Origin of the sequence: Gilliamella sp. Pra-s60 (assembly GCF_009795755.1) — a bacterium.
Classification (GTDB): domain Bacteria; phylum Pseudomonadota; class Gammaproteobacteria; order Enterobacterales; family Orbaceae; genus Gilliamella.
In genome coordinates this window covers 245,011-268,932 of sequence record NZ_WTFA01000002.1, presented here as the reverse complement: position 1 = coordinate 268,932, position 23,922 = coordinate 245,011, and the positions used below count along the sequence as shown (strand labels likewise).

Genomic DNA, 23,922 nt, shown 5'->3' with positions numbered 1-23,922 from the left:
TTAGTATTGGGTGATTAGTTGAATAACAATTGTTCATTTTTAGTTAGTTTTGCTGTTTGATGGTGTGAAAATACAATCACAGTTTTATCATTTTGCATATCGTTAATGGTGACTGTTTGTAGGTATTGTTGACCATCTAAAATAATTTGTTTAAAAATTTTATTTAACGGCGCTAATTTGGGTGTAAGGACTAATGTCCATTGTTTATTGTGTTCTGATAATGTTAAATCAAAATTGTTGGTTAACATCTCTTTATCTGCAGTAAAGATTGCTGTGAGTAAATGATTAAATTGAAATAGTTGTGGTTGACTTTCCGCAGTGATGATTTGTGGTTTTTGATCGTCAATACGTTGCTCCATCCTTTGTTCATTCATTTTTAATGTCATTATAAAAGGTGTTTGTTGTTGCCACCATAGTCCAAATTGTTGCGAAATAATCATTTTTCCTGTTGAATGAAGTGGATTTGGTAAACCATTAATATACCTATTTTGTACAAAATCAGCACGAACAGTTGCATGTTGACTAAATTGTTTTTGCAAATCTTCAAGCGTGATAGCTTGACTACATGTTGAAAAACAAACAACAAAAAGTGTAACGAGATAGCATAAATATTTTTTCATTTTTTTAGCCCAAAGTATTCTAAGAAAACTGATGGTGTGACAAAGTCCATTTTTTTAGTAGTAGTTGATACAGCCACTTGAATGGTATAGCCAGAGGTAGTTTTTTGTCCTGTTTTGCTGTCGACTATTGTATAACCAATTTTAATGCGATTTTCATACTCTTCTAGTTTTGCGGTAATCTGTAGTGTCTGTTCTGCGATAGTTGAGGCGTTATATTTAACACGTGTATCAACAATAGGCCAAAGATAACCCGATTCGAGCATCTCTTTATAGCCATAATTAAATTTTTGAAATAAAGCCTCTCTAGCTTTTTCAAAAAATTTCAAATAATTACCGTGCCAAACTACTCCCATGGCATCGGTATCATGAAAGGAAGTAGTATATTTAATAGTTGCACTGTATTTTGATTTATTTTTCATGTTTTTCAGTATCGATAGTTAAATTAATTTGTTTAGGTTGATTAAATTGCCAAAAATCATAAAAATTAAACCAATCTAGAGGGGATATTAGACAGTAATGTTCTAATCTATTTGCATATTTTTGTATGATTAATTCAAGCTCAGAGTGGCGATTTTTTCTTGGCAATATCAGTTTATCTGCAAAAAGCTCTAAATAGACTTGAAAACGACCATTGGGTTTTAATCCCCAAACCAAATAGACAGGAAAGCCTAGTGCTGAAGATAAAATAAATGGTCCTTTAGGGAATGGCGCTGGTTTACCCAAAAAATCGGCCCAGATAATCGAGTTGTCTTGTGATCTGTGGTAAGGATTATTTGAAGTTCTATCTCCTACAATAGCTACCCATTCTCCTAATTCTAATTTTTGTTTTAGCAAAATTGCAGTGTCAGGGCCTAAGGTATCAACTTCGATTAAATTAATTACTGAAGCTTGATTTGCTTCCTGTAGAATTTGGTTAAAACGAGCTGCGTTTTTTTTGAATACAAGCGCATTAATTTTTACATTATGAGAAAGTTCGGCTATTGCTCTGCACATTTCAATATCGCCTAAGTGTGAGCAAAGCAAAATAATCCCTTGTTTTTGTTCGATAATATCTATAAATTTTTGTTTACTAGTTGAATAAATATCATCAAGTTTTATATCACCTTGCCAACTTGCTAATTTATCCAATAATGAATCGCCAAAACGTTGAAAGTGCCGAAAAGTTGTTAATTGTTTTTTATCTACTAAAGGAATTTTTTCATAATAGGACTTCAGTGTTTGCAAATATAACTTTGAGGCTTGGCGTTGCTTTTTACCTGTTAACCAAAAATAAGTGATAACAGGGAACATAATATATTGCGCTACGTTTCTTCCAAAAAGCTGATAAAGTTTAAGAATTAATCTTATTCCAAATAAGCCTTTTCTTTCTTCTGTTTGTGACCAATGCAACTGTTGGTTATTTTCTGATACGTTTCTTTTTATTAATAAAGGTATTCGAGGTAACATCCCAAAAAATAGTCTAGTATGCATTCGTGTAATTAACAGATTATCTTTTAGTGCTCTAAAATGCGAAATACCATCTTTAGGATAAGTAACATGAGTTGGAACAAAAATTGACGGTATACCTTGCCAGTATAATCGCACCATAATTTCTGTATCAAAATCCATTCTTTTGCCAATTTGGCTCTGTTTTATTAAATGACATGATTGCTTTAGAGGATATATACGAAGCCCACACATACTATCTTTAATCGAAAAAGATAAAGTTTCAACCCATACCCAAAAATGGGTAATATATCTAGCAATTAAACGGTGTTTAGGAACTGATTTATCATATATAGGGCAACCCGATATTAATGCATTGGGATGGCGTTTTGATTGAGTAATTAACTGTGAAATGGTTTTCGTGTCATGTTGTCCATCTGCGTCAATTTGTATTGCATATTTATAGCCAATACTTAATGCATGTTTAAGCCCCATCATGACTGCTTCACCTTTACCTTGGTTAGCAGCTAAACGGATTAGAGTTACCCAATGAAATTGAGAAGCAATCTGTTCAAGTTCTAGGGCTGCATGTGTTGTACTACCATCATCGACTAAAATGCATTCAAGTCGATACGATTCAATATTTTTTAGTACACAAGATAAAGTTTTGCTGTGGTTATAACAAGGAATAACAAAACAGTAATCTTTAGGTGTAGGAAATGGTATCACGGACATAGTGTAAGCCTTCCTGAACTAGCGACCTTTTTGTTATTATCTAATGAGACAATAGTGTACTTAAATTCTAGTTTATTTGTTTCTTTATACCATACTAGGTGTAATATAAGGTGATCCTCTGGTAGTACAGGACATTGAAATTTTACTAAGTCCATAGACGATAAAGTCAACTGTTTCCCAAAGCATTTTTGAGCATAATAAATGACCCAATTAAGTTGAGCTACGCCAGGCAATAAAGGTTGAAATGGAAAATGTCCTTTAAACCAGAATAAATCAGAGGGGACAGAAAACTCAATATCAGCTTCTGTTTCGTTAACATCAATTATTATGTCATTTACATATTTTTTATTCATTATTTTTCTTTTTTTGCATCAAATAGTGCTTTTAGCTCAATGTAAGTACATTTTCCTTGAGAGTTTTTTGGAATAAATTCAACAAAACGCCATTTTTTGGGTATTTCGTTTAATGATAAAATATCTTTTAGTAAAAGTCGAAAATATTGTGTTAATTTTAAGTAATCATACTGTTTTAAAAGTGATTTATAAGATGATGAAAGAGCAATAACTGCTCCGAGTATTGTTCTATTATTTTGTTCTAAAGGAATAATGATAACTTCATCAACCTGTTCAAATTGTTGGATTTTTCTTTCAATATAAGTAAGCGACACTCGATTTTCTGAAATTTTTACAATTTTATCTTGTCGTCCATATAGATGAAAATGTCTTTCATCCACTTTTTTTATTTTATCGTTCAATGGTTCTGGTTTTGCTAATAAAGGTGATATTAGTAAAGGTTGCTGAGCTTGTTCAATATGAATTGATGAAAATAATTGCCAAGGGGTTGTTGAGGTATGTTGTTGGCGAGTAGCAATAATACCTGTTTCACTCGACCCATATATTTCATTCGGTAATACATTGAAATTTCGTTGGCAACATAGTGCTTCTTCATAACTTAATTTACCACCAGACGAAATAACTTTATCACATTTGATTGGTGGTAAATTATTATCTAAATTTTTAATAATCGATGGTGTGGTGATATAGATAATCTGGTTTTGTCGATATTTTGCTAACTGCTCTTGATAAATTACTGCTTCACAAACAAAAGGGATTTTATTACTTAGGGATAACATAATTTTAAATGTTAAACCATACATATGTTCATGTGAAACCGATGCTACAAACAGATCATTAGAAAATGTCCCCCAATTATCAATTAAGATCTGAATTTCTTTTTCAAGTTGTGACACTGATTTATTGATTGGTTTTGGTAACCCTGTTGATCCTGATGTAAACAATGTCAAAATTTGTTGCTTAAACCCAGTATTTAAATACAGATAGTCGTCAACTAATGCCGTATTGTTTAATTGATTAATTTGAATGATTACTTTATCTGGAAAACATTTTTTATCGCTGTTGATATTATCAGTTAATAGTCCATCATAGTGATGCTGTATCTCTTGATGTGAAGGGTTAAGCAATCTAGGCGTTTTACCTGAATAAAGCAGTGCCAGTAACCCTGCAACAAAATTGAAGCTGTCTTGCATTGATAATGCCCAATATTGATTAGAATATTGATTCAATGCTCTGCTGATACGAAAAACTTGTTTTTTTAGATCGTTAACTGTCAAAGGCTGATGTTGTCTAAACGCAATTATATCGTTTTCAGCTCGTGATAGCTGCTGTGATAATGGCACTAATGTTGTAATTTTTGACGAATGAGCCATTCTCCCCCCATTAATATTGCCATTAGCAAATAGCTGATTAAACCATTATAAATAGTCCACCAATACATATCATTGATAAGACAGGTTGTTAAAGCGATGGATCCATTTATGACAAAAAATAAACACCAGCATAGGGTAACTTTACGAGTATATTGCACAGCTTTAATAGGTAAATCTGCGTGTTGCATTCTAGCAAATTTTTCGATAATTGTTTGGGGTTGTGATAATGAGTAGCTAAACAACAACAAAAAGATCACATTAACCATTACAGGGTAATAAAGAAGTAGTTGATATTTGGCAAATAGCCAACTGCTTACTGCTAATAATGTACCCATAATGGCAAGAGTTTTCGCCAACCAACGCATAGACGAAAATAGATTAGGCAATGAAATAAACCGTAAAACAAAAAACGCCATTAAAACCCAAATGACAAGATTGATATATTGATATTTAAAAGATAAGTAGATAATAAAAGGGTAACAAACCAACAATAGGTTAGTTATAACTTTTATTATTAACTTAGCTTTATCCATATTAATTATCATTCACCAGGTTATAAACAGCGTCAACAACATCTTGCACTGTTCTGACTGATTTAAACGTTTCGGGATCAACTTTTTTACCAATCTTTTTTTGCAGGTGTACAACTAAATCAACGGCATCAATACTATCAAGATCTAACTCTTCAAATAGTTTTGATTCAGGTTTAATGTTTTCTGCCGGTAATTCAAACAGTTTTACTAATGCTGATTGGACTTGTTCAAAAATCTGTTGCTTATCCATTTTGTTTTGCTCCTTATTGTTGTGATGAAATAAAATTCGCTAATGTTTCTACTGAATAAAATGCTTTTTTGGTTTCGTCACTTTCAGACGATAAAACGATACCGTATTGATTTTTGATAGCTAGACCAAGCTCTAATGCGTCAATAGAATCAAGCCCTAAGCCATCACCAAAAAGTGGCGCTTGGGTTTCAATATCGTCTGGAGTGATGTCTTCTAAATTTAGCGTATTAATAATAATGGTTTTAATTTCATTATGTAGTTTTTGCATTGAGTTCCCTTTTTAATTATTTTCGGTTGTTTTTTCTAATACCGAAGTAAGATATTTTGTTAATCTTCTTGCTGCAATTGTAGTGTTTTGGTCTGAAAAATCATTAATTATGATTTTTTCTCCAATGGTAATGTTAAAAAATGCTTTTTTAATAGGGATATCATACCATTTTTGTTCTTTAATTAACCAAGTAGGTTTACATTCAATATGGACTATTCGAATATTGGCATGACAACGTAAGGCAATATTTGCTGCACCACGTTGTAATACCATTGGTTGATTGGGAACACTTCTTGTTCCTTCAGGGAATATTAATATTCTTCCCTGATTGTCCAATATTTGCTGACATTGTGGCAAAATTTTGCTTGATTCCCCATTTAAAACATAACCTGCTGTTTTAATTATGCGACTGACAAAAATATTTCTGAGTAATGCACCTTTAACTAAACAATCACAACGAGGCATGACAGAAGCTAATAGCACAACATCCAACAAAGAAGGGTGGTTAGCAACAATCAGGCAACCTTTATCCTGTTTTAATTTTTCAAGGCCATTAAACTGATAATCGATAACTCCCAAAAATTTTATTATCCATAAAAATAATTTAAAACTAAGGCTAATACTTTTTTGGGCAATAATATTTCTTTTATTTTTATTCCAAACTAGTAATCTTAATAGACTAAACCATAGAATAGATAAAATAACTAATCCGTAAATACCAAACAACACAAATCCGAATGCTGTAACAAATAAGCGCCACCATTGATTAAAAGTATAACTATTTTTTTTTGTTACAGATTTAATGTCCATTGCCAATCTTGTACCTTTCCTTGTAAGGTAAATTGTTTTTGTTGATTTAAATATGCATGTAAAAAAGCAAGTGATTGCGGGTAGTTTTCTTGATAAATGGTTGCTACTTTTTCTACGTTTTGACAATGAATTTGATTACCTTGAGTTAATATATACCCAACCGCATAAATGGGAACCACTTGTTTAACTTGCGTTTGGTAAATATCAGGAACAACACCATCAAAATCAATTAACAACCCCTTTTTGTTACCAGATTGCAGCATTGATAATGCTTCAATCAAACCTTGATGAAACCCATCAATATGTGCTGAAAGAGAAGTAATTGGTATTGCTTGATTAGCAATAATTGTTAATAACCCAGAGGCCGTATTATGTACGGATAAGGCAAAATCTGTTGGTGAAATATCGTTATCTTGATTCAATGCAGATAAAATTTTATACGTTCTTTCTAATTCACCGTGTCGACTAATAAAAATTGCAAAGTCGACTTGATTATCCTGCAATAATTCAAGTCCAACTTCAACAGCCAAACGAGATGGAACACTCATTCTTCGAGCTTGCATCATTGGTATTTTGGTTGGTTTGGGTACGGGTAAACACCAATCATGATTAAGATGTGTTGCCCATAACTCCCAGTCGGCTTTATTGGACAATCCAGAAGATAAAGCAAACCAATTTTCAACGGAAAAAGAAAAGTTCATTTTGATGATATATTATTCGGTTAATTCTTTACTTAAAGATATTTTGTATTATTATTTACGCTATTTTTACTAAAAAATATCAAAATTTACTTATTACAATACATTAAAACAATATAGAAAGGCAATAGTTTGACAGGACAAAAAAATACTCAATATAGATATGATGAAGATATTTACACTGCGTTAGATGCTATTACAGAAGCTCAAAAAATCGCATTTTCACCTATTTTTTTTCAAGCTGTTCTTTGTATGAGAAACAAAGGTATCTTGGCATGTTTAGATCGTGTTGGTAAAAATGGTGCAGATTTTAATGAAATCGCTAAAGAGGTTTCTTTATCTGATTATGCTATTGAAATTTTATTGGATATTGGATTGAACATGCGTGTTATTTATCAAAAAGGGACACGTTATTTTCTGGGTAAAATAGGTCACTATTTATTGCATGATAAAATGACAACAGTCAATATTAACTTTACTCAAGACATTTGTTATCAAAGCATGTTTTATCTGCAAGAAGCATTAGAAACCGGTACTCCTGCTGGATTAAAAGTTTTCGGGGATTGGCCAACGATTTATCCAGCGTTGCAAGCTTTACCAGAACAAGCTAAAAAAAGTTGGTTTGAATTTGACCATTTTTATTCCGATCACTCCTTTCCGGCTGCTTTTTCGCATATAAGCCAATTAAATCCCAAACATATTTATGATGTGGGTGGCAATACGGGTAAATGGGCGATGTATTGTGCAAAACATTGTTCGGATATAAAAGTAACGTTATTGGATTTACCTCAACAAATCGCTGTTGCGGAACAAAATATTAAACAAGCTGGTTTTGAAGATCGTATCGATGGGATTGCAGTTGATTTATTAACTGCCGAGGCCTTGCCAAATAAAGCTGATATTTGGTGGATGAGTCAATTTTTGGATTGTTTTAGTGTCCAACAAATTACTCATATATTAACACTCATTCATCATAGTATGAAAGATGATGCAACCCTATGTATTATGGATCTTTTTGGAGATAGACAGAGCTTTGAAGGCGGTGCATTAAGTGTCAATGCATCTTCTTTATATTTTACTTGTTTAGCAAATGGCAATAGCCGTTTTTACCATTCTAAAGTGTTTTATCAATGTTTAAGCAGCGCAGGTTTTCACGTTGAAAAAGACATTGATGGTCTAGGTTATGGTCATACTTTGTTAATATGTAAAAAACGTTAATTAAAATTAATCAATAATATTCAAGGAGTAAACAATGAAGTTTTTAAAATTTATCATAGCTGCTGTTTTCGTTTCACTTTTATTTGGTTGTTCTGGTAAGTATCAACAACCACAAACCTTTAACACACCAGTACAAGGTCTAACTAAGGAACAAGTAAAAAGAGCAATTTTAGATTCAGCAACAAAAGGGCATGCAGCATTTGGTTCTTGGAAGCTTCAATCAATTAATAGCAACACTATTCGTGGTTCTTTATATAATCGAAAATTTGAAGTTGTGGTCGACATTCCTTATTCAGCAAAAGGGTATTCAATTAAATATGTATCGGTTAGCGATAATTTAAAAGATAGCCGTGGCAATGTTCACCGTAACTATAATCGTTGGGTAAATAATCTAGACGCTAAAATTAGGGAAAATATTTTTAAAGCGAAATAATAAGCTTTACCATATCTAGTTCTAAATTAATTTTAGTTTTAAATTGCAACATAAGTAAATTATAAGCTCAATTTTTTATTGAGCTTATATACCTTTCCTTAAAACAAGTCTATTACAAATATATTTTAAATAGACAACCTCAAAGTTATTAATTAGTCACTTTTTAACAATGATATTAATCGTTAAAACTGAATATCTATTCTTTAGTTTGCGGTTTAATATGTAAAAGTATTCATAATATTTTATGAATATTATTCAAATCCCAAATATATCTTTTCAAATTCATTAATCACAAATCATTGCGCTTAAGGACAATTATTATGTTTCAATGGCTTTCACAATGGATTTTAGATGGGCTTAAACACTCACCAGAAATTCTTTTATTTCTATCTTTAAGTTTAGGGTATTTAATTGGCGCTATTCGAATTGGAAAATTCCAACTTGGTGGCGTTGCAGGTTCATTACTTGTTGCTGTTGCATTAAGTGTTTTTGGTGTAACCATTGACGCTGGTGTTAAAGCTGTACTTTTTGCTCTCTTTATTTATGCTGTTGGTTTTGAAAGTGGTCCTCAGTTCTTTCGTTCGCTAGGGGTTAAAACCTTACGCGAAATCTTTTTAGCACTCTTTATTGCTGTTGCGGGGTTAATCACCGTTGTTATATTGTCTAAGTTATTTAATTTAGACAAAGGACTTGCTGCTGGTTTAGCGGCAGGCGGATTAACGCAATCGGCCATCATGGGTACCGCATCTGATGCATTAAGTCAACTTGGCTTAAGTGCAGAGGAGTTAAGTAAAATGCAGGCAAATGTCACCATTGGTTATGCTGTTACTTACATCTTTGGTTCGCTTGGTGCCATTATTGTGTGTGTTAACATTCTACCTAAAATAATGGGGAGTGATATTGGCGATGATGCAATGAAAGCACAAGCCGAACAACTTCATGGTTCACTTTTATTAGGTAGCAATCAAAATTTAGCTTTATCGGACGTTACAGGTCGTTTGTATCGTATCACCAATAAAATCAATCAAACTGTCGAACATATTGAAAAGACAATTAACGGGATTAGTATTGAACGTATCAAACGTGGCAATAAAATAATTGAAGCAACGCCAGAAACTTTACTCAAATCGAAAGATATCATTCTGGTTATTGGTCACCGTGATGCCATGATTAGCGCGAGTGATCTACTTGGCGAAGAAATTAACTCAGCATCAGGTATGGATGTTGTGATGAGCACCCAAGATGTCGAAATGCGTAACACTCGTTACGTTGGGCAAAACCTATCTGACGTTTTATCATCTGACGAAGTGATGAAATTGAAACACGGTATCTATTTAATTGCGATACATCGTGATGGCATGCTTCTACCACTTAATAACGATATTAACTTAAAACTTGGTGATGTTATCACTGTTTATGGTAGCGCAGGTGACCTTAAACGTGTTGTTGATAAAATCGGGGCACCGATCGCCAAAAGTGATAAAACTGATTGGATATTCCATGGGTTAGGACTTGTTGTTGGTTTAATTATTGGCTTAATTGTGATTCGTGTCAGCAATATTCCAATTACTTTAGGTGCTGGTGGTGGTGCGCTTTTATCGGGTTTATTATTTGGTTGGTATCGCTCACTTCATCAAACTGTCGGTAATATTCCAACAGGTGCTGTGCAGTTATTAAAAGATTTTGGTTTGGCTGGTTTTGTTGCTGTCGTTGGTTTAAGTTCAGGACTACAAGCAATTCATACTATCCAAGAACAAGGCTTATCTTTGTTTTTAATTGGTGTTGTTGTAACGTTATTGCCAATGCTACTTGCGATTTATTTTGGTAAATATGTACTTGGTTATAAAAATGCCGCGGTATTTGCTGGTGCTTTAGCCGGTGCACGTAGCGCTAACCCTGCTTTTGGTGAAGTACTTAACAAAGCAGGCAACTCAACACCAACTAACTCTTTCGCTATTACCTATGCCCTTGCTAATGTCTTCCTAACATTATTAGGGCCATTGGTTGTTGCTTTCGTTTAATTGAAATATACATGATAAAGGATACAAATTATGAAAAACAAAACAGAATATGCAAAATATGCCAATTTAAGTCCTTTTGAACTTAAAGATAGCTTAATTGAGTTAGCACAAAGTCATGCTGATCGCGCTATGCTAAATGCAGGTCGTGGTAATCCAAACTTTCTTGCCACATGGCCACGTCAAGCCTTTTTCCAACTAGGTGTTTTTGCGACTCAAGAATCCGAAACGTCATTTTCATATTTAAATGAAGGTGTTGGTGGCATGCCTATCAAAGCGGGTTTAACAGGACGCTTTGAACATTTTGTCCGCCAAAACTATCACACTCCTGGCGTGGCATTTTTAGGAAAAGCATTTTCTTATATTCGCGATCAACTTGGACTTGATGAAAATGCCTTTCTACAAGAAATGGTCGAAGGTATTTTAGGGTGTAATTACCCCGTACCAGATAGAATGCTACACTTTAGCGAAGATGTCGTAAAATCCTATGTTTTACAACAAATGGGGGCTCAATATTTAGATCGTGATGATATTGACCTCTTTGCTGTTGAAGGTGGCACAGCAGCCATGGCTTATATTTTTAATTCAATGAAAGAAAACGGATTAATTGAAAAGGGCGATAAAATTGCTATTGGAGCGCCAATATTCACGCCTTATCTTGAAATTCCTGAACTTAACGATTACCAACTTGTTGAAGTGTTAATCAATTCTGATCCTAACTTAAATTGGCAATATCCTGAATCAGAACTACGAAAATTAGAAGATCCATCAATCAAAGCCTTTTTCGTTGTTAACCCATCAAACCCACCATCAGTTAAAATTGATGATAAAAGCTTAAAAATCATAGCCGACATTGTCAAAAAACGTCCTGAATTAATTATTCTAACTGATGATGTTTATGGTACATTTGCTGATGATTTCCAATCCCTATTTGCGATATGCCCAAAAAATACCATCTTAGTTTATTCATTTTCGAAATATTTTGGAGCAACAGGTTGGCGTTTAGGTGTTATTGCAACGGCACGTGATAATGTCATAGACAACACCATTAAAGCACTACCAAACAAAACTAAACAGATCTTAAACAAACGCTATAGCTCAATTGTTACTGATCCTGAAAATCTAAAATTTATCGATCGTTTAGTGGCTGATAGTCGTGCGGTTGCTTTAAACCATACTGCAGGGCTTTCAACTCCGCAACAAGTACAGATGGTATTATTTGCCTTATGCGAAATGATGGATAGCGATCAAAGTTATAAAAACGCATTAAAATCATTAATCCGTCGCCGTGCAGCATCACTTTATCAACATTTAGGTATGCAACATAAAACGGATGAAAACAGCGTAGACTACTACACATTAGTTGACTTAGAGCATATTTGCCGAGAGTTATATGACGACAAATTCGCAAAATGGATCCTAAAAAATAAAAATCCATCTGAAATGCTATTTAGAATTGCCGACGAAGCGGGTGTAGTGCTATTACCAGGTAAAGGATTTGCCGTACAACACCCATCAGCCCGAGCATCGTTAGCGAATTTAAATGAATACCAATATGCCGCAATTGGCTTATCAATGCGCAAATTGGCCGAGGAATATTACGCAGAATATAAAGCAAAAAACAAATAACTAAATAGTTATACTAATAACCCACACAAAACCCTAGATAATCTAGGGTTTTTATTTACCAAATAAAACATGACTTCGTTATTTATAATAAAATCCAACAAAAGCCTTATAAAAATTGGTCAGGAAAGGTATTGATTTTATTGAAGTTTTTATTTTTCAAAAATAAAGCCATTTATCGAATAAAAATCACTGTCTTGGCAGGCAACTCGATCAACGGCTTTAACGAATTATGCATTGTCGTCCATTTACTTGCAATAACAAACGGGTTTGCTATTTTTATGGATTAACTTTAGGACCATAATTCCAGCCTAACATATGTGGCATGTATTGTTCTGTATGACTATTTTCATCATAAGAGACACTCGTGTCATCTTCATCTTCATCATCGCTATAAACACCAACAAAGTCTTTTAAATCACCTAATTCTGGAATTGGAACTAATTGATCAGTTGAAACTATTTCATCATTTTTAACATAAGTGATACGCCAAACTAATTCTTTAGCTGCTTCAGCTCCATATAAATTATCAGCTAATACTTCTAACGGTTTTAAAAGGGTAGTGATATCACCACATAAATCCGTTTCAGAAACACAATAATTAACCGAAAGTAATCGATATACTTTTTTACCAACGATATATCTTGTAACAGCTTGTTTAGTTTCTTTATTTTCATCAATAATAATAACAAAACGACCATCATCAATATCAGCTGAATAAGTTAAATATTCAATACCATCATTTAAAACTTCATGCTGTTTTTTAAATATAGAGACTTCTTCTGTATTTGGGGCAGCAAAGATGGTTGCTGTAAAAAATAAAGATACAACAGTTACTAATTTCAATAGCTTATTCATTATTGTTTATTCCTATGTGATTTAAGAGAATACTACTATAAATTAAATCGATTATAAATTTAAGATACATTACTTATTAAAGTAAATTATACTTATATCCATCCAATAAAAACAATATATTAAATTATGATTTAAAAATAAATTCAGATAAAAATTGGTCAGTAAAGTCATTGATTTTATTTAAGTTTTTTTGATCGCGTTTTTATCAAAAACACCCACCAAACCACAACCGATTCTCGTATAAACCGCCACTCCCCCCAAAAAGCCAAAGCAATGCTTTCTTACCCCCTAACAAATCTTTACAATAAATTAACAAAAAAAGTGGCAGATTATGCACCATCAAGTTATAATTTTCCTGCTTATTCAAGCAGGGAATCGCTCAAAAATAAAGCGAACGGATAGAAAAATCGAGAAAAAACAAGAAATTACTTGACAGGGAAATAAAAATGCATTACCATGGTTGGCATCTGGCATCTGGCATCTGGCCTGCCAAACCTATGCCCTAAATCTTATTGATTCGCACGGTGGTCAAAAACAAGCGCCACAGTTATTTTCATCACCGAAGTCATTTCGCGTAGCGAAATCGACGCCGTCATCGTGGTCTTTATTGGCGATGTCTTCGGCAGGTTCTTCAGCAGCATCTTCGGAAACATTTTCAGGAACCTCTTCGGTCAGGTCATCAACCACATCTTCGGCAAAATTATCACCGATACCCAAGTGGTTACTCAAACCGCCGTTACTATTTAAATCACCATTATTATCAAAATCGGCATTATTCTTAGCGCCATTGTTGTTATTGTCGTATACGCAGGATACAGAGGCGTTAACGGCTTATACCTCAAGGGCTATCGAGGGGAGTGCGCCGTATTTAACGTTTGATGGTGGGGTAACAAAATTAACGAATACAGACCGTTTATTGTCAATAAAGTTGCAGGATGGTACGGTATACACAAGGTCAACCAACCCATCAACACCAACTAATCCAATCAGGTTGCCATATGTGGGGAGTAACTTAAGTCATATAGAGACGATAGTTCCACCATCACGGAGTTCAATCACGATGAATGATTTGGTGAGTCAGGGATATTGGGGTGATGATGATGGAGACGGACAGGGAGTAGGTGGAGTAACGGCATCGGGGAGTATATCGGTAACGTTTACGGATAAAAACGGTACTACGGTTAATCGTAGCGATGCATTAAGTATATGTAGTGCTCCTTATAAGGTAACTTTAACAAGTACAAGTGGCACATTAAGTACGCAGTATGGGGTCCCAAGGAGTAGTAGTTTTAGTGGCGCAACGGTGGATTATTATATTAATCCATATGATAATGCAGGTATTTGTTCGGTCAGGCCGAATTTGTTGTTGGGTGGAACAAGAGGCATTGATAATTATTGGGATGCCGCCTACTATGCAGGCCCAGCTAACATATGGTCTCCTACTAAGGGCTTTTTAACAGTGTTTACAAGTCCATCATCTTACGACAGGAACTTTCCAACAACGGGAGCAGATGGTTTGTATTTTGATTTGGATATAGTTGGTATTGACGGAAGTCAGTTAAGTTGGACGGTTAACACAGGAGGTAGTATAAGCGCAACGGTGAGTTGGAGGTTGCCAGTCTCAGACCCAAGGAATTCTGATATTGATAAATGGATTAGGGATAAATCCAAAAATGTAACACGGGTAACGTTGCATGGTCCTAGGGCAAGTCAAATATGGTCAGATAATCCAGGTCGAATTACCGTGCCATCTTTGCCACAGACGTTCGAGTTGGTTGGTAGGGATAGAAGTGGTAATGAGGTTCGTTATGGATTTGTGTTAAAGCAGTGGTTCGTCCATCGGAGTAGTCAAAGCAAATCTTATAATGAGCAATTAGCATGGTGTAATAGTTTGGGTTATGGGATGCCTAGGGTAAGGGATTTAACCAATTCAAATCTTTACGGTTTAGGCGCAGCCCCTAGCTCATCAGGTAATTATTACGAGCGTCACATAGGAGCAGGGTTTTTCACGGAGTGGGGTTGGATGAACAACTACGCTGATGCGGGCTTCATCAAGGGCGGCTACTGGACGAGTGACGTGAGGGGTAGCAACCATTTAGATGTCTTGACCAGCGGCGGCTTCTACAGCTACCAGGACGGCGGCAGAAGTTACGCTGTTTGCACCGCACCTTAGCTTTTAGCGTTTAGTTCTTAATCCTTAGGGCGCGGGGGCGATTATGGTGCCTGAGGGGATAATATAAAAAAGAATAAAGCCCCCGCGTAAGTTGGGGCGTTTCCCTTAGGGTTGCGCCGTTGTGGCAAAGCCACAATAGCGCCGCCCCCCCCGCCGCCGACGCTGAAAGCGTCGATGGCAGTTTTAGTGGATTACGCTGTGGCGGTTTAAAGCGGTGGTCTATTTGTAGTACGGCAAGTTTCGGACGTTTAGGCTTTTGCTAAAAAACATCGAAAAAAACTTCAATAAAATCAATACCTTTCCTGACCGATTTTTTTATCAAAATAGTTCTTTTTTTAAGAATTAAAAACTCTTTCAGCCAATAGCAGAGCACACGGTGCACGATGGTTTATTGCTTAGGTTTTATTTTTTAGGGGGGTATTTAGAATTGATTGTTTTGGACTGCTATGGATTAAAGTAATATGGTGTTCAATCAAAGTCAAACCTAAATTTTGAGTGTCATAAATTATTTATTGACTAACTATTTTAACTTCTTTTTGATGGAATTGGATGTAACACTTATACGAAAACTTGTTTGAAATTATTAGCTTTAGGGTTTAATGTCAAAGAATTGATGGGTGGAAAAGAGATGGTTTTGCTACTGAAGGTGATGAACCTAAATCTGGAACGGAAATTAATTGTGGTTGTTAACTTATAAGAAAAAAATAATTAAAAAAATATCACTTTATTATTGTTGGAGCTAGCCTTACTGGTTGAGTTGTCACCATAATGTTAAAAAAAATGGCTCATTGATACTGTCAAGTTAACTCATTCTTAGCACAATCATACAGATGAAAACAAGTAAAATCTATCAACGACATTGTTATCCTGCTACTATTATTAGCCACTGCGTATGGCTCTATTATTGTTTCACGTTAAGCTATCGTAATATTGAACTTATTATGATGCAAAAAGGCATCTATGTAACTTATGAATCTATTTGTTATTGGTGTATTAAATTTGGCAAAACCTACGCCAAAAGAATTAGAAAGATAAAACAGTATGGTGATTATGTTTATATGGATGAAGCCTTTTACAAGATCAACGGTAAACGTGTTTATTTGTGGTATGCCGTTGACCAAGATGGTCAAGCGATTGATGTGTTAGTTCAAGAAAAAAGGAACAGAAACGCAGCAAAACGTTTTCTTAAAAAGATAAGAGAAAATACTAAACAAACTTTAACTACAGTAGTTACAAACAAGCTTAAAAGCTATATCAAACCAATTAAAACATTACTTTCTAATTACACCAAATATAGCAATAAGACGAGAGGGCTATTCGATATTTCGTTATTGACTCGACAGTTCTTAAAGTTTTTGGTAAATGTAAAGTAAAAAAGCAGAACATGGCGCAAACCATACTTAGCTATTGATGTGGATATTCACGAAGCTATTAAACGGAAGCCAGCCATGTCAATGTTGGCGATATTGAAGTGTAAAGTCTTACTAGGGTAAATCATAATGAAAATAGGAAACAAATTGGGTAATGTTGCATCTAAAATCGAAGTAAAACCATACTCTTCACTCTATGCCACTGAAATATGCGATTTGTTTCATTCGTCTATTCATGCTATTGATACCGATATTTATAGCAAAGCACAGCAAGAAGCATGGTGCTCAACACCACCAGATTATCAGAAGTGGTTAGAACGTTTAGATAACACTCAGCCTTGGATGGCTATCTTTGGCTCAAGCCTTGCGGGGTTTATTGAACTTAGAGATGATGGTTACATAGACTGTCTGTATGTGCATCCTGACTTTCAAAAGTGTGGCATAGCTAGAAAACTCTATGACCATGTGTTTGACTTGGCCCACCAGAAAAAGCTTTCACAATTAAGTGTAGATGCTTCAAAAGTGGCCATGCCAATTTTCAAAAAATGGGGTTTTAAAATAAAGCGAGCTAATAAAATATCCAGAAAAAACCAGATACTTATAAATTACCATATGTATAAACCACTTTGATTTTTATTGAGACCTTTGTACGGTAAAGCTTCATTCAACTTTAGTAGCTCAAACTAAATTTTTAACTGCGCTTTTTTTGCGGAATTTAGGGTTATATTTAGACCTAAATACCTCTAGATAAGTGACTATTTATCGCCATTTCTCTGTTTTAGGCGCAACTTTTCTTCTGTACAGATACTCTCGTTTGATATCAAAGAATTTTAATGCCAATAATATACGATTTGATAAAGCACTTAATTTAGTGATTTTTATATCCTAATTACTATTCATAAGCTCACATTTGAAATTTGGTCTCGCTTAATCATAATCATCTCATAAGAAAGGTGTTACTGTTGTCATACTTTTCATATTATGACTCTTGCTTTGAGCAAGAATTTTGTCACATTGTTTTTTGTTAGTAATAGGATATTAACTTTAAATTAAATAACTATTGCTAATTTTGCTAAATTAGCAGGATGGATTAGCTAGTAATTAATACTTAATAAATGTTAACATGTTGAGGATAATTGAGAAATGGCAGATTATAGTGTTGTGTAATACTATCTAAAACTAAATGGTACACTGAATAATATTTTTATTTTATGTTATTGCTTTTTAACATGTACTTAGGAAAGATGGCGGAAGCGCAGAGATTCGAACTCTGGGAGGGTCGCCCCTCGCCGGTTTTCAAGACCGGTGCTTTCAACCGCTCAGCCACACTTCCGCAATGGCTGTGAATATTAAAGGAGACTTGCTTATTTGTAAATAGCTATTTTAATATTTTTTATCGTTTGCTTTAAATTTCATCAAATTTTATGGAAATCAGGCAATCGAAGGTGCATTCCTCATCAAAATTAGTGTTGGTTTTTGATTAATTGAGTATAATACAATGCAAATTAAGTAACGTATTTTAAAAAATGTTAGAACAGATAGAAACCGATGATAAAGGTTATTTAAAAAATTGGCAGGATTGGACTGTTGAATTGGTTCCTGAATTGGCCGTAAAAGAGGGAATTAATTTAACGGATGCACATTGGGAGGTAATTTTATTTGTTCGCGATTTTTATTTAGAATATAAAACCTCGCCAGCTATACGCGCATTAGTTAAAGCGATGGAAAAAAAGTTTGGTGTAGAAAAGGGCAATAGCCGTTATTTGTATAAGTTATTTCCAGACGGTCCTGCTAAACAAGCAACTAAACTTGCCGGTTTGCCAAAACCCGTTAAATGTATATAGATAAAGGATAATATTAAGCTCATGATAAGATGGAAGCTCCCTTTATTGCTATTGGCTGTGCTTGGTTATTTGCAATATTCTTTGTGGTATGGCAAAAATAACGTGTACGATTATCAAGATAATGTTGATATGTTAATCGATTTGCGTGCTGATAATGAAAAATTAAAAGCTCGTAATGAGCAAATGTTTGCTGAAATTAACGATTTACAACGCGGTTATGAAGCAATAGAAGAGCGTGCGCGCAGTCACTTAGGAATGGTTAAACCTAATGAATATTTTTATCGAATTATTATTGATTCGGATACAAAAAAACGATAATGCATAACGTAAATAATCTTAATGATATCATCGCTATCGTGCCTGCAGCGGGAATTGGTAGCCGTATGAATAGCCAAATCCCCAAACAATATCTAAAAATCGGTGCAAAGACGATTTTAGAACATACGTTATATAAATTATTAACACATCCTCAAATTACACAAGTTATTGTTGTAATTAGCCCTGAAGATCATCTATTTAGCACTTTTTCGATCGCTTTGCATGATAAAATTAAAATTACATTAGGCGGTAAAACTCGAGCTGATTCTGTATTAGCAGGATTACAACTATTAAATGATAAACAGTGGGCGTTAGTTCATGATGCAGCAAGACCTTGTGTTGATCATGATGATATTACGCGCTTGATTGAAACGGTAACAAATAAAAAACAAGGTGGCATATTAGCTACGCGTATTAGTGATACGGTTAAGCGTGCTTATCAAGATAATGATACGGTTATTGATTATTCTGAAGACCGAACTTATTTATGGGGCGCAGCAACCCCTCAATTATTTAATGCTGGCGAACTAAAAACATGTTTGCAACACGCTTTAAATGACCGTATTGCCATTACTGACGAAGCTTCAGCCGTTGAATATTGTGGTGGACATCCTTTATTGGTTGAGTGTCGTCGAGATAATATAAAAATAACTCGCCCTGAAGATTTAGCTTTAGCAACTTTTTATTTAACTAAGCAAACTCCAAATAGGTAAAAGTATGAGAATAGGACAAGGTTTTGATGTGCATAAATTTGGTGGTGAGGGACCAATAACCCTTGCTGGTGTCAAGATCCCTTATCACTATGGTCTTATTGCTCATTCTGATGGTGATGTTGTATTACATGCCATAACCGATGCGTTGATTGGCGCGTTAGCGTTAGGTGATATTGGTAAGCTATTTCCTGATACAGATCCAAAATATAAAGGTATCGATAGTCGAATATTATTGAAAGAGGTGTATGCCCTTGTTCAGGCGAAAGGCTATGAGTTAGTAAATTTAGATACTACAATTATTGCACAAGAACCCAAAATGCGACCCCATGTTGATCAAATGAGAGTAAATATTGCTGAAGATCTAAATGTCCATTTTGATCAAATTAGCGTTAAAGCAACAACGACAGAACAATTAGGCTTTACAGGGCGTAAAGAAGGCATTGCTTGCCAAGCCGTTGTATTATTAACCAAGAAGCTCAAAATAGATTAAATTTTAAAATAGGTAATACAGGTGTTAGCACAACTTAATTATTTATACGGAAAACCAACCACCACAGGACAATATAAACAGCAATACGAAGATTTTATTGTTACAGAGGATTTAGGTTTTGAATTAACTGGCGACGGTGAGCATGTTTTAGTTTTTTTGCAAAAACGTGATTGTAATACCCTATTTGTGGCAGAACAGTTGGCCAAATATGTTGGTATTTCACCAAAGTTAGTGAGTTATGCTGGGTTGAAAGATCGTCATGCCGTAACTCAGCAGTGGTTTAGTTTACATATGCCAGGTCAGCAAACACCTGACTTTTCGGCATTTGATTTAGCCGGTTGTGAAATATTAGACGTTACTCGACATAATAAAAAATTAAAAATTGGTGCTTTAAAGGGTAATTATTTTAAAATTATTTTAAGAGATTTAAGTGAACAATCCGAAATCGATTCTAAATTAGCATTAATCAAACAACACGGTGTGCCTAATTATTTTGGCGAACAGCGTTTTGGTCGTGATGGAAATAATATTACTCAAGCCATAAGTTGGGCTAAAGGCGAAATTTCGGTAAAAGATCGCAAAAAACGCAGTTTTTATCTTTCGGCAGCACGGAGTGCAATTTTTAATGATATTGTCAGCCAACGAATTGCTCAAAATTTACAGCAAACCGTGCTTGATGGCGATATATTACAATTAGCACAGCGCAGTAGTTGGTTTGTTGCACAGAATGATGAATTAATACTGTTACAACAGCGCTTAGATAGCGGTGAACTTAATATTACAGCCCCTATGATAGGTGATTCACCACTTGGTACATTATGTAAAGCGTTAGAGTTTGAGAAAAAATGTCTAGAAAATTGGTCTGAATTTAATGATCTGTTTAAAAAAGAGCGAATAGAAACAGCAAGGCGGTCAATATTGTTACGAGCACATCAGCTTAATTGGCAATGGCTAGATTGTTGTACTATTGAGCTTGAATTTTATTTGTCATCCGGTTGCTATGCAACAAGTGTGATTCGTGAATTAATAATAGAAAATGAGTAGCCCAAATGCAAAGTTTAAAAATGCAATCCCTAATTAAATCTTTGCGTCAACAAGGCATAAAAGATGAGCGTGTTTTAAATGCTATTGCCTCTGTTCCTCGAGAACATTTTGTTGACGAAGCACTTTCGCATCAAGCCTACGATAATCGTCCGCTACCAATTGGCAGTGGTCAGACTATTTCCCAACCTTATATTGTGGCAAAGATGACAGAGCTATTAAGATTAGAACCTCACTCCAAAGTGCTTGAAATCGGCACAGGATCTGGATATCAAACTGCCGTTTTAGCTAAATTAGTTGAAAATGTCTGTTCGGTAGAACGAATAAAAAGCCTACAATGGAATACTAAGCGCCGTTTAAAACAACTTGATATTCATAACATTGCAACGCGTCATGGCGATGGTTGGTTAGGTTGGCCTGAGCGTGGACCATTTGATGGCATTATTGTTACCGCTGCTGCATCTGAGGTGCCACAACGCTTGCTAGAACAGTTAGCCGATAAAGGTCGATTAGTGATTCCTGTCGGCGAACATAAACAGGTCCTGCAATTAATTGAGCGTAATGGCGATAGTTTTGTAGCTAAAAATATGGGCGAGGTAATATTTGTGCCTTTGGTTAAAGGCGATATAGAATAATGACTTTTCATCATAAATAAAAAATAGAAAATAAGTGCTTTATTTTCTATTTTTTTATATTTAAACGTAATTTTTTTAAAAATTTCTACAAAATTTTAGATAGTTATTCTTTTTGTGCAGAACGCTTCCATTCACAAATTCCATAAATAGCATTAAATAGGTAAATTAAGTATTGTGTTGTGATAATAATATTGTTGGTATAGATATTTAAAACAATGACCAATACATTTAAGATTACCCATAAATACCAGTTAAAAGAGTATCTCATCATCAGTAATAACTGAGCAACCATACCTAATCCAAAGATGAAACAATTAATAACAAGTTGGTAAGTTGTATTCGGTGCGCCAATTTTATCAGTTAGATAAATATTAATAAAAGCTGCAACAATCAGAAAGATGAGAGTATATAAAAAGCTAGTTTCACTTAGTGAACGGACTTTAACGTTTTTATCATTATCCATGTTCTTTTTCCATGTAAGTAAACCATAGATATGTGAACAAAAATAGTAAATTGATGGTAATCCTGCACCAATATTGCCGCCAAGAATATTAGCAGAACATTCTGCAACGCCAGCAAACATGCCTAATACATTACCCATGTTTTTACGCTTTGCTAATAAAATAACACAGACTAGACCACAAAAAGAGCCTATGTAAGAAACCGTATAGCGTATATCAAATTGAGTAAATGGATCAGTGTATAAAAATACCAATGTTACACATAATATACAAAATAATGGATAGAATTTATTGCGTCCGATTAAAATAATAATGTCGCTTAATTTATTCATAATTAATACTCTTCATTGTTAATAAGTTGGTTAACGAGTTCAATACAGCGCAAATAGCGCTCTTCATAGTCGGGCGAATCGATTTGAATGTAATTAATATTATTTTTTTCAAGAATCGAAATGAGTAGTCGTTGAAAGTCTTTACGTTGTTTAGGGCTACCTAAATGGCGTAAACCATCAGCTACCCAAGGGGTGTTATTGCCTAATAAAATCACTAAATCAAACCGGTAATTATTAATCATCGCTTGTAAAAAAGGATGCTCTTTACCCTCGTATTTTTTACAAAAAGCTTGAGTTGTCACAAAATCGGTATCAATAAACGAAACTTTATTGGCATGTTTTATGGCAAAATCGATATATTGTGCATGACCTAAGGCGATTTTATCATAATCGGCATATTGCAAAGCACGTTCATCGCCACCAAGATGTGAAAACACATAATCTCGTCCATATTCCCAAGCACTGGTAGTATTAAATACATTAGCGAGTTTGTTAACTAAGGTTGATTTACCACTTGATTCACCGCCTAAAATAGCCACCGTTCTAACAAAAAATGGTCTAACTTCTGTTGGAATATATTGCCAGTTTTGGAGCGGAGCTTGACGAATTTGTGTACCGCTGACTTGCATAAATTGGCGGTTGGGATCAATGAGCACGGTGTTTAAATTAAATAAATCTTTATACATCGCAACATCCTGTGGTTCGCTTGAGTAAACGCTATCAGGATTTATGCCTTTTTCTTGAAACAATTTTTTGACGCGTTCACTCCATTCATGCCAACCATTAGGATAAGCAGGGATACCGTCTTCTTCTAATAATTCGATGTGGATATTTTTTTGATATTTAAAGGTTTGTAGTAACCAGCGAATGCGGTCATTAATTGTTGGTTGGCGAGACATGGCGCTTTGCTCAAATAATGCCATATCTCGAGTTGTATCAGAACAAAGTATCACATACAACTCATCCACTTGGCTAATTGCTCGTTGAATAAGGTAAATATGCCCAGTATGTAAAGGATAAAATTTACCAAAAATAACGCCCACTTTTTTGTCTTTGGCAGGCTTTTCGATTTGTAAATATTGATGGAGTGATTGTAATTTTTTGGCACTAGGATTTTTAATTTTATCATTAATAAGCTGACTTAAATAACCTTTAGTCATTTGACATGCATCAGCCACAGTTTGTAGTGACAAATTTTTTCGTTTGATTGTTTTCTTTAAATAACTAAAGCTACTCATGAAAGTCTCCTTATTTTTTTTGTTTTCTATTTTTAACAAAATATATATTAAATTTTATTTTTGTTCAATATCCTAAACAAAAATAATTT

General features: G+C 34.5%; 26 protein-coding genes and 1 tRNA gene. 13 read left to right on the top strand and 14 right to left on the bottom strand.

Annotated elements, in window-relative coordinates:
- Window positions 1-14: 14 nt before the first annotated feature.
- From GQ596_RS02845 to GQ596_RS02800, 10 genes are all read right to left on the bottom strand, one after another.
- Window positions 15-620 carry an outer membrane lipoprotein carrier protein LolA gene (locus GQ596_RS02845; protein ID WP_160400169.1) on the bottom strand — a complete coding sequence of 202 codons (606 nt, stop codon included), beginning with the start codon at window positions 618-620 and terminating at the stop codon, window positions 15-17.
- A complete protein-coding gene (locus tag GQ596_RS02840; protein WP_160400168.1) occupies window positions 617-1,039 on the bottom strand; it encodes a thioesterase family protein in 423 nt (140 codons plus the stop codon). The genes GQ596_RS02845 and GQ596_RS02840 overlap by 4 nt, the downstream gene beginning before the upstream one ends.
- Window positions 1,029-2,780 carry a glycosyltransferase gene (locus GQ596_RS02835; protein ID WP_160400167.1) on the bottom strand — a complete coding sequence of 584 codons (1,752 nt, stop codon included), beginning with the start codon at window positions 2,778-2,780 and terminating at the stop codon, window positions 1,029-1,031. The genes GQ596_RS02840 and GQ596_RS02835 overlap by 11 nt, the downstream gene beginning before the upstream one ends.
- On the bottom strand, window positions 2,771-3,133 hold the full coding sequence (locus GQ596_RS02830; protein WP_160400166.1) for a hydroxymyristoyl-ACP dehydratase: 363 nt from the start codon (window positions 3,131-3,133) through the stop codon (window positions 2,771-2,773). The genes GQ596_RS02835 and GQ596_RS02830 overlap by 10 nt, the downstream gene beginning before the upstream one ends.
- Window positions 3,133-4,506 carry a long-chain fatty acid--CoA ligase gene (locus GQ596_RS02825; RefSeq protein WP_160400165.1) on the bottom strand — a complete coding sequence of 458 codons (1,374 nt, stop codon included), beginning with the start codon at window positions 4,504-4,506 and terminating at the stop codon, window positions 3,133-3,135. Before GQ596_RS02825 ends, GQ596_RS02830 begins: the two co-directional genes overlap by 1 nt.
- Window positions 4,476-4,922 (bottom strand): hypothetical protein, encoded by a 447-nt coding sequence (locus tag GQ596_RS02820; protein ID WP_160400164.1) that lies wholly within the window; start codon window positions 4,920-4,922, stop codon window positions 4,476-4,478. Before GQ596_RS02820 ends, GQ596_RS02825 begins: the two co-directional genes overlap by 31 nt.
- 118 nt (window positions 4,923-5,040) lie before the next feature.
- On the bottom strand, window positions 5,041-5,289 hold the full coding sequence (locus tag GQ596_RS02815) for an acyl carrier protein (protein WP_160400163.1): 249 nt from the start codon (window positions 5,287-5,289) through the stop codon (window positions 5,041-5,043).
- Window positions 5,290-5,302: 13 nt separating this feature from the next.
- Window positions 5,303-5,557, bottom strand: a complete 255-nt coding sequence (locus GQ596_RS02810; RefSeq protein ID WP_160400162.1) for a phosphopantetheine-binding protein — start codon at window positions 5,555-5,557, stop codon at window positions 5,303-5,305.
- A 12-nt stretch (window positions 5,558-5,569) separates the two neighbouring features.
- On the bottom strand, window positions 5,570-6,367 hold the full coding sequence (locus tag GQ596_RS02805) for a 1-acyl-sn-glycerol-3-phosphate acyltransferase (protein ID WP_160400161.1): 798 nt from the start codon (window positions 6,365-6,367) through the stop codon (window positions 5,570-5,572).
- Window positions 6,349-7,068, bottom strand: coding sequence for a beta-ketoacyl synthase chain length factor (locus tag GQ596_RS02800; RefSeq protein WP_160400160.1), 720 nt, complete (start codon window positions 7,066-7,068; stop codon window positions 6,349-6,351). The genes GQ596_RS02805 and GQ596_RS02800 overlap by 19 nt, the downstream gene beginning before the upstream one ends.
- 129 nt (window positions 7,069-7,197) lie before the next feature.
- Between GQ596_RS02800 and GQ596_RS02795 the strand changes: the two genes are divergently transcribed.
- From GQ596_RS02795 to GQ596_RS02780, 4 genes are all read left to right on the top strand, one after another.
- Window positions 7,198-8,283: a class I SAM-dependent methyltransferase gene (locus GQ596_RS02795; protein ID WP_160400159.1), complete on the top strand. Its 1,086-nt coding sequence runs from the start codon at window positions 7,198-7,200 to the stop codon at window positions 8,281-8,283.
- 34 nt (window positions 8,284-8,317) lie between these two features.
- Entirely contained in the window at window positions 8,318-8,716 is a 399-nt protein-coding gene (locus GQ596_RS02790; protein ID WP_160400158.1) for a hypothetical protein, read from the top strand.
- A 320-nt stretch (window positions 8,717-9,036) separates the two neighbouring features.
- On the top strand, window positions 9,037-10,737 hold the full coding sequence (gene aspT / locus GQ596_RS02785; RefSeq protein WP_160400157.1) for an aspartate-alanine antiporter: 1,701 nt from the start codon (window positions 9,037-9,039) through the stop codon (window positions 10,735-10,737).
- Window positions 10,738-10,767: 30 nt separating this feature from the next.
- Window positions 10,768-12,363, top strand: a complete 1,596-nt coding sequence (locus GQ596_RS02780) for a bifunctional aspartate transaminase/aspartate 4-decarboxylase (RefSeq protein ID WP_160400156.1) — start codon at window positions 10,768-10,770, stop codon at window positions 12,361-12,363.
- 276 nt (window positions 12,364-12,639) lie between these two features.
- Here the strand turns inward: GQ596_RS02780 and GQ596_RS02775 are convergent, their stop codons facing one another.
- The gene (locus tag GQ596_RS02775; RefSeq protein ID WP_160400155.1) at window positions 12,640-13,218 is read right to left on the bottom strand and encodes a hypothetical protein; all 579 of its coding nucleotides are present in this window, start codon (window positions 13,216-13,218) and stop codon (window positions 12,640-12,642) included.
- Between the two features lie 460 nt (window positions 13,219-13,678).
- On the opposite strand from GQ596_RS02775, the gene GQ596_RS02770 reads away from it, so the two are divergent.
- The 3 genes from GQ596_RS02770 (at window position 13,679) to GQ596_RS02760 (ending at window position 17,391) form a co-directional block, all read left to right on the top strand.
- Complete coding sequence (locus tag GQ596_RS02770; RefSeq protein WP_160400154.1) at window positions 13,679-15,391, top strand: hypothetical protein; 1,713 nt, start codon at window positions 13,679-13,681, stop codon at window positions 15,389-15,391.
- A gap of 830 nt (window positions 15,392-16,221) precedes the next feature.
- Entirely contained in the window at window positions 16,222-16,764 is a 543-nt protein-coding gene (locus GQ596_RS02765; protein ID WP_160400153.1) for an IS6 family transposase, read from the top strand.
- Window positions 16,765-16,890: 126 nt separating this feature from the next.
- The gene (locus GQ596_RS02760) at window positions 16,891-17,391 is read left to right on the top strand and encodes a GNAT family N-acetyltransferase (RefSeq protein ID WP_160400152.1); all 501 of its coding nucleotides are present in this window, start codon (window positions 16,891-16,893) and stop codon (window positions 17,389-17,391) included.
- A 615-nt stretch (window positions 17,392-18,006) separates the two neighbouring features.
- Here GQ596_RS02760 and GQ596_RS02755 read toward each other — a convergent pair.
- Window positions 18,007-18,094 (bottom strand) — tRNA-Ser (locus tag GQ596_RS02755).
- A 193-nt stretch (window positions 18,095-18,287) separates the two neighbouring features.
- On the opposite strand from GQ596_RS02755, the gene GQ596_RS02750 reads away from it, so the two are divergent.
- From GQ596_RS02750 to GQ596_RS02725, 6 genes are read left to right on the top strand one after another with little or no spacing between them, the layout of a single operon-like run.
- Entirely contained in the window at window positions 18,288-18,605 is a 318-nt protein-coding gene (locus GQ596_RS02750) for a TusE/DsrC/DsvC family sulfur relay protein (RefSeq protein WP_160400151.1), read from the top strand.
- A gap of 21 nt (window positions 18,606-18,626) precedes the next feature.
- Entirely contained in the window at window positions 18,627-18,923 is a 297-nt protein-coding gene (gene ftsB, locus GQ596_RS02745; protein WP_160400150.1) for a cell division protein FtsB, read from the top strand.
- Window positions 18,920-19,636, top strand: coding sequence for a 2-C-methyl-D-erythritol 4-phosphate cytidylyltransferase (gene ispD / locus GQ596_RS02740; RefSeq protein WP_370516479.1), 717 nt, complete (start codon window positions 18,920-18,922; stop codon window positions 19,634-19,636). The genes ftsB and ispD overlap by 4 nt, the downstream gene beginning before the upstream one ends.
- A gap of 4 nt (window positions 19,637-19,640) precedes the next feature.
- Window positions 19,641-20,126, top strand: coding sequence for a 2-C-methyl-D-erythritol 2,4-cyclodiphosphate synthase (gene ispF / locus GQ596_RS02735; RefSeq protein WP_160400148.1), 486 nt, complete (start codon window positions 19,641-19,643; stop codon window positions 20,124-20,126).
- A 15-nt stretch (window positions 20,127-20,141) separates the two neighbouring features.
- Window positions 20,142-21,170, top strand: coding sequence for a tRNA pseudouridine(13) synthase TruD (gene truD, locus GQ596_RS02730; protein ID WP_160400228.1), 1,029 nt, complete (start codon window positions 20,142-20,144; stop codon window positions 21,168-21,170).
- A gap of 5 nt (window positions 21,171-21,175) precedes the next feature.
- On the top strand, window positions 21,176-21,802 hold the full coding sequence (locus GQ596_RS02725) for a protein-L-isoaspartate(D-aspartate) O-methyltransferase (RefSeq protein WP_160400147.1): 627 nt from the start codon (window positions 21,176-21,178) through the stop codon (window positions 21,800-21,802).
- 103 nt (window positions 21,803-21,905) lie between these two features.
- Here the strand turns inward: GQ596_RS02725 and pnuC are convergent, their stop codons facing one another.
- Window positions 21,906-22,595 (bottom strand): nicotinamide riboside transporter PnuC, encoded by a 690-nt coding sequence (gene pnuC, locus GQ596_RS02720; RefSeq protein ID WP_160400146.1) that lies wholly within the window; start codon window positions 22,593-22,595, stop codon window positions 21,906-21,908.
- 2 nt (window positions 22,596-22,597) lie between these two features.
- Window positions 22,598-23,833: a multifunctional transcriptional regulator/nicotinamide-nucleotide adenylyltransferase/ribosylnicotinamide kinase NadR gene (gene nadR / locus GQ596_RS02715; RefSeq protein ID WP_160400145.1), complete on the bottom strand. Its 1,236-nt coding sequence runs from the start codon at window positions 23,831-23,833 to the stop codon at window positions 22,598-22,600.
- Between the last annotated feature and the right edge of the window lie 89 nt (window positions 23,834-23,922).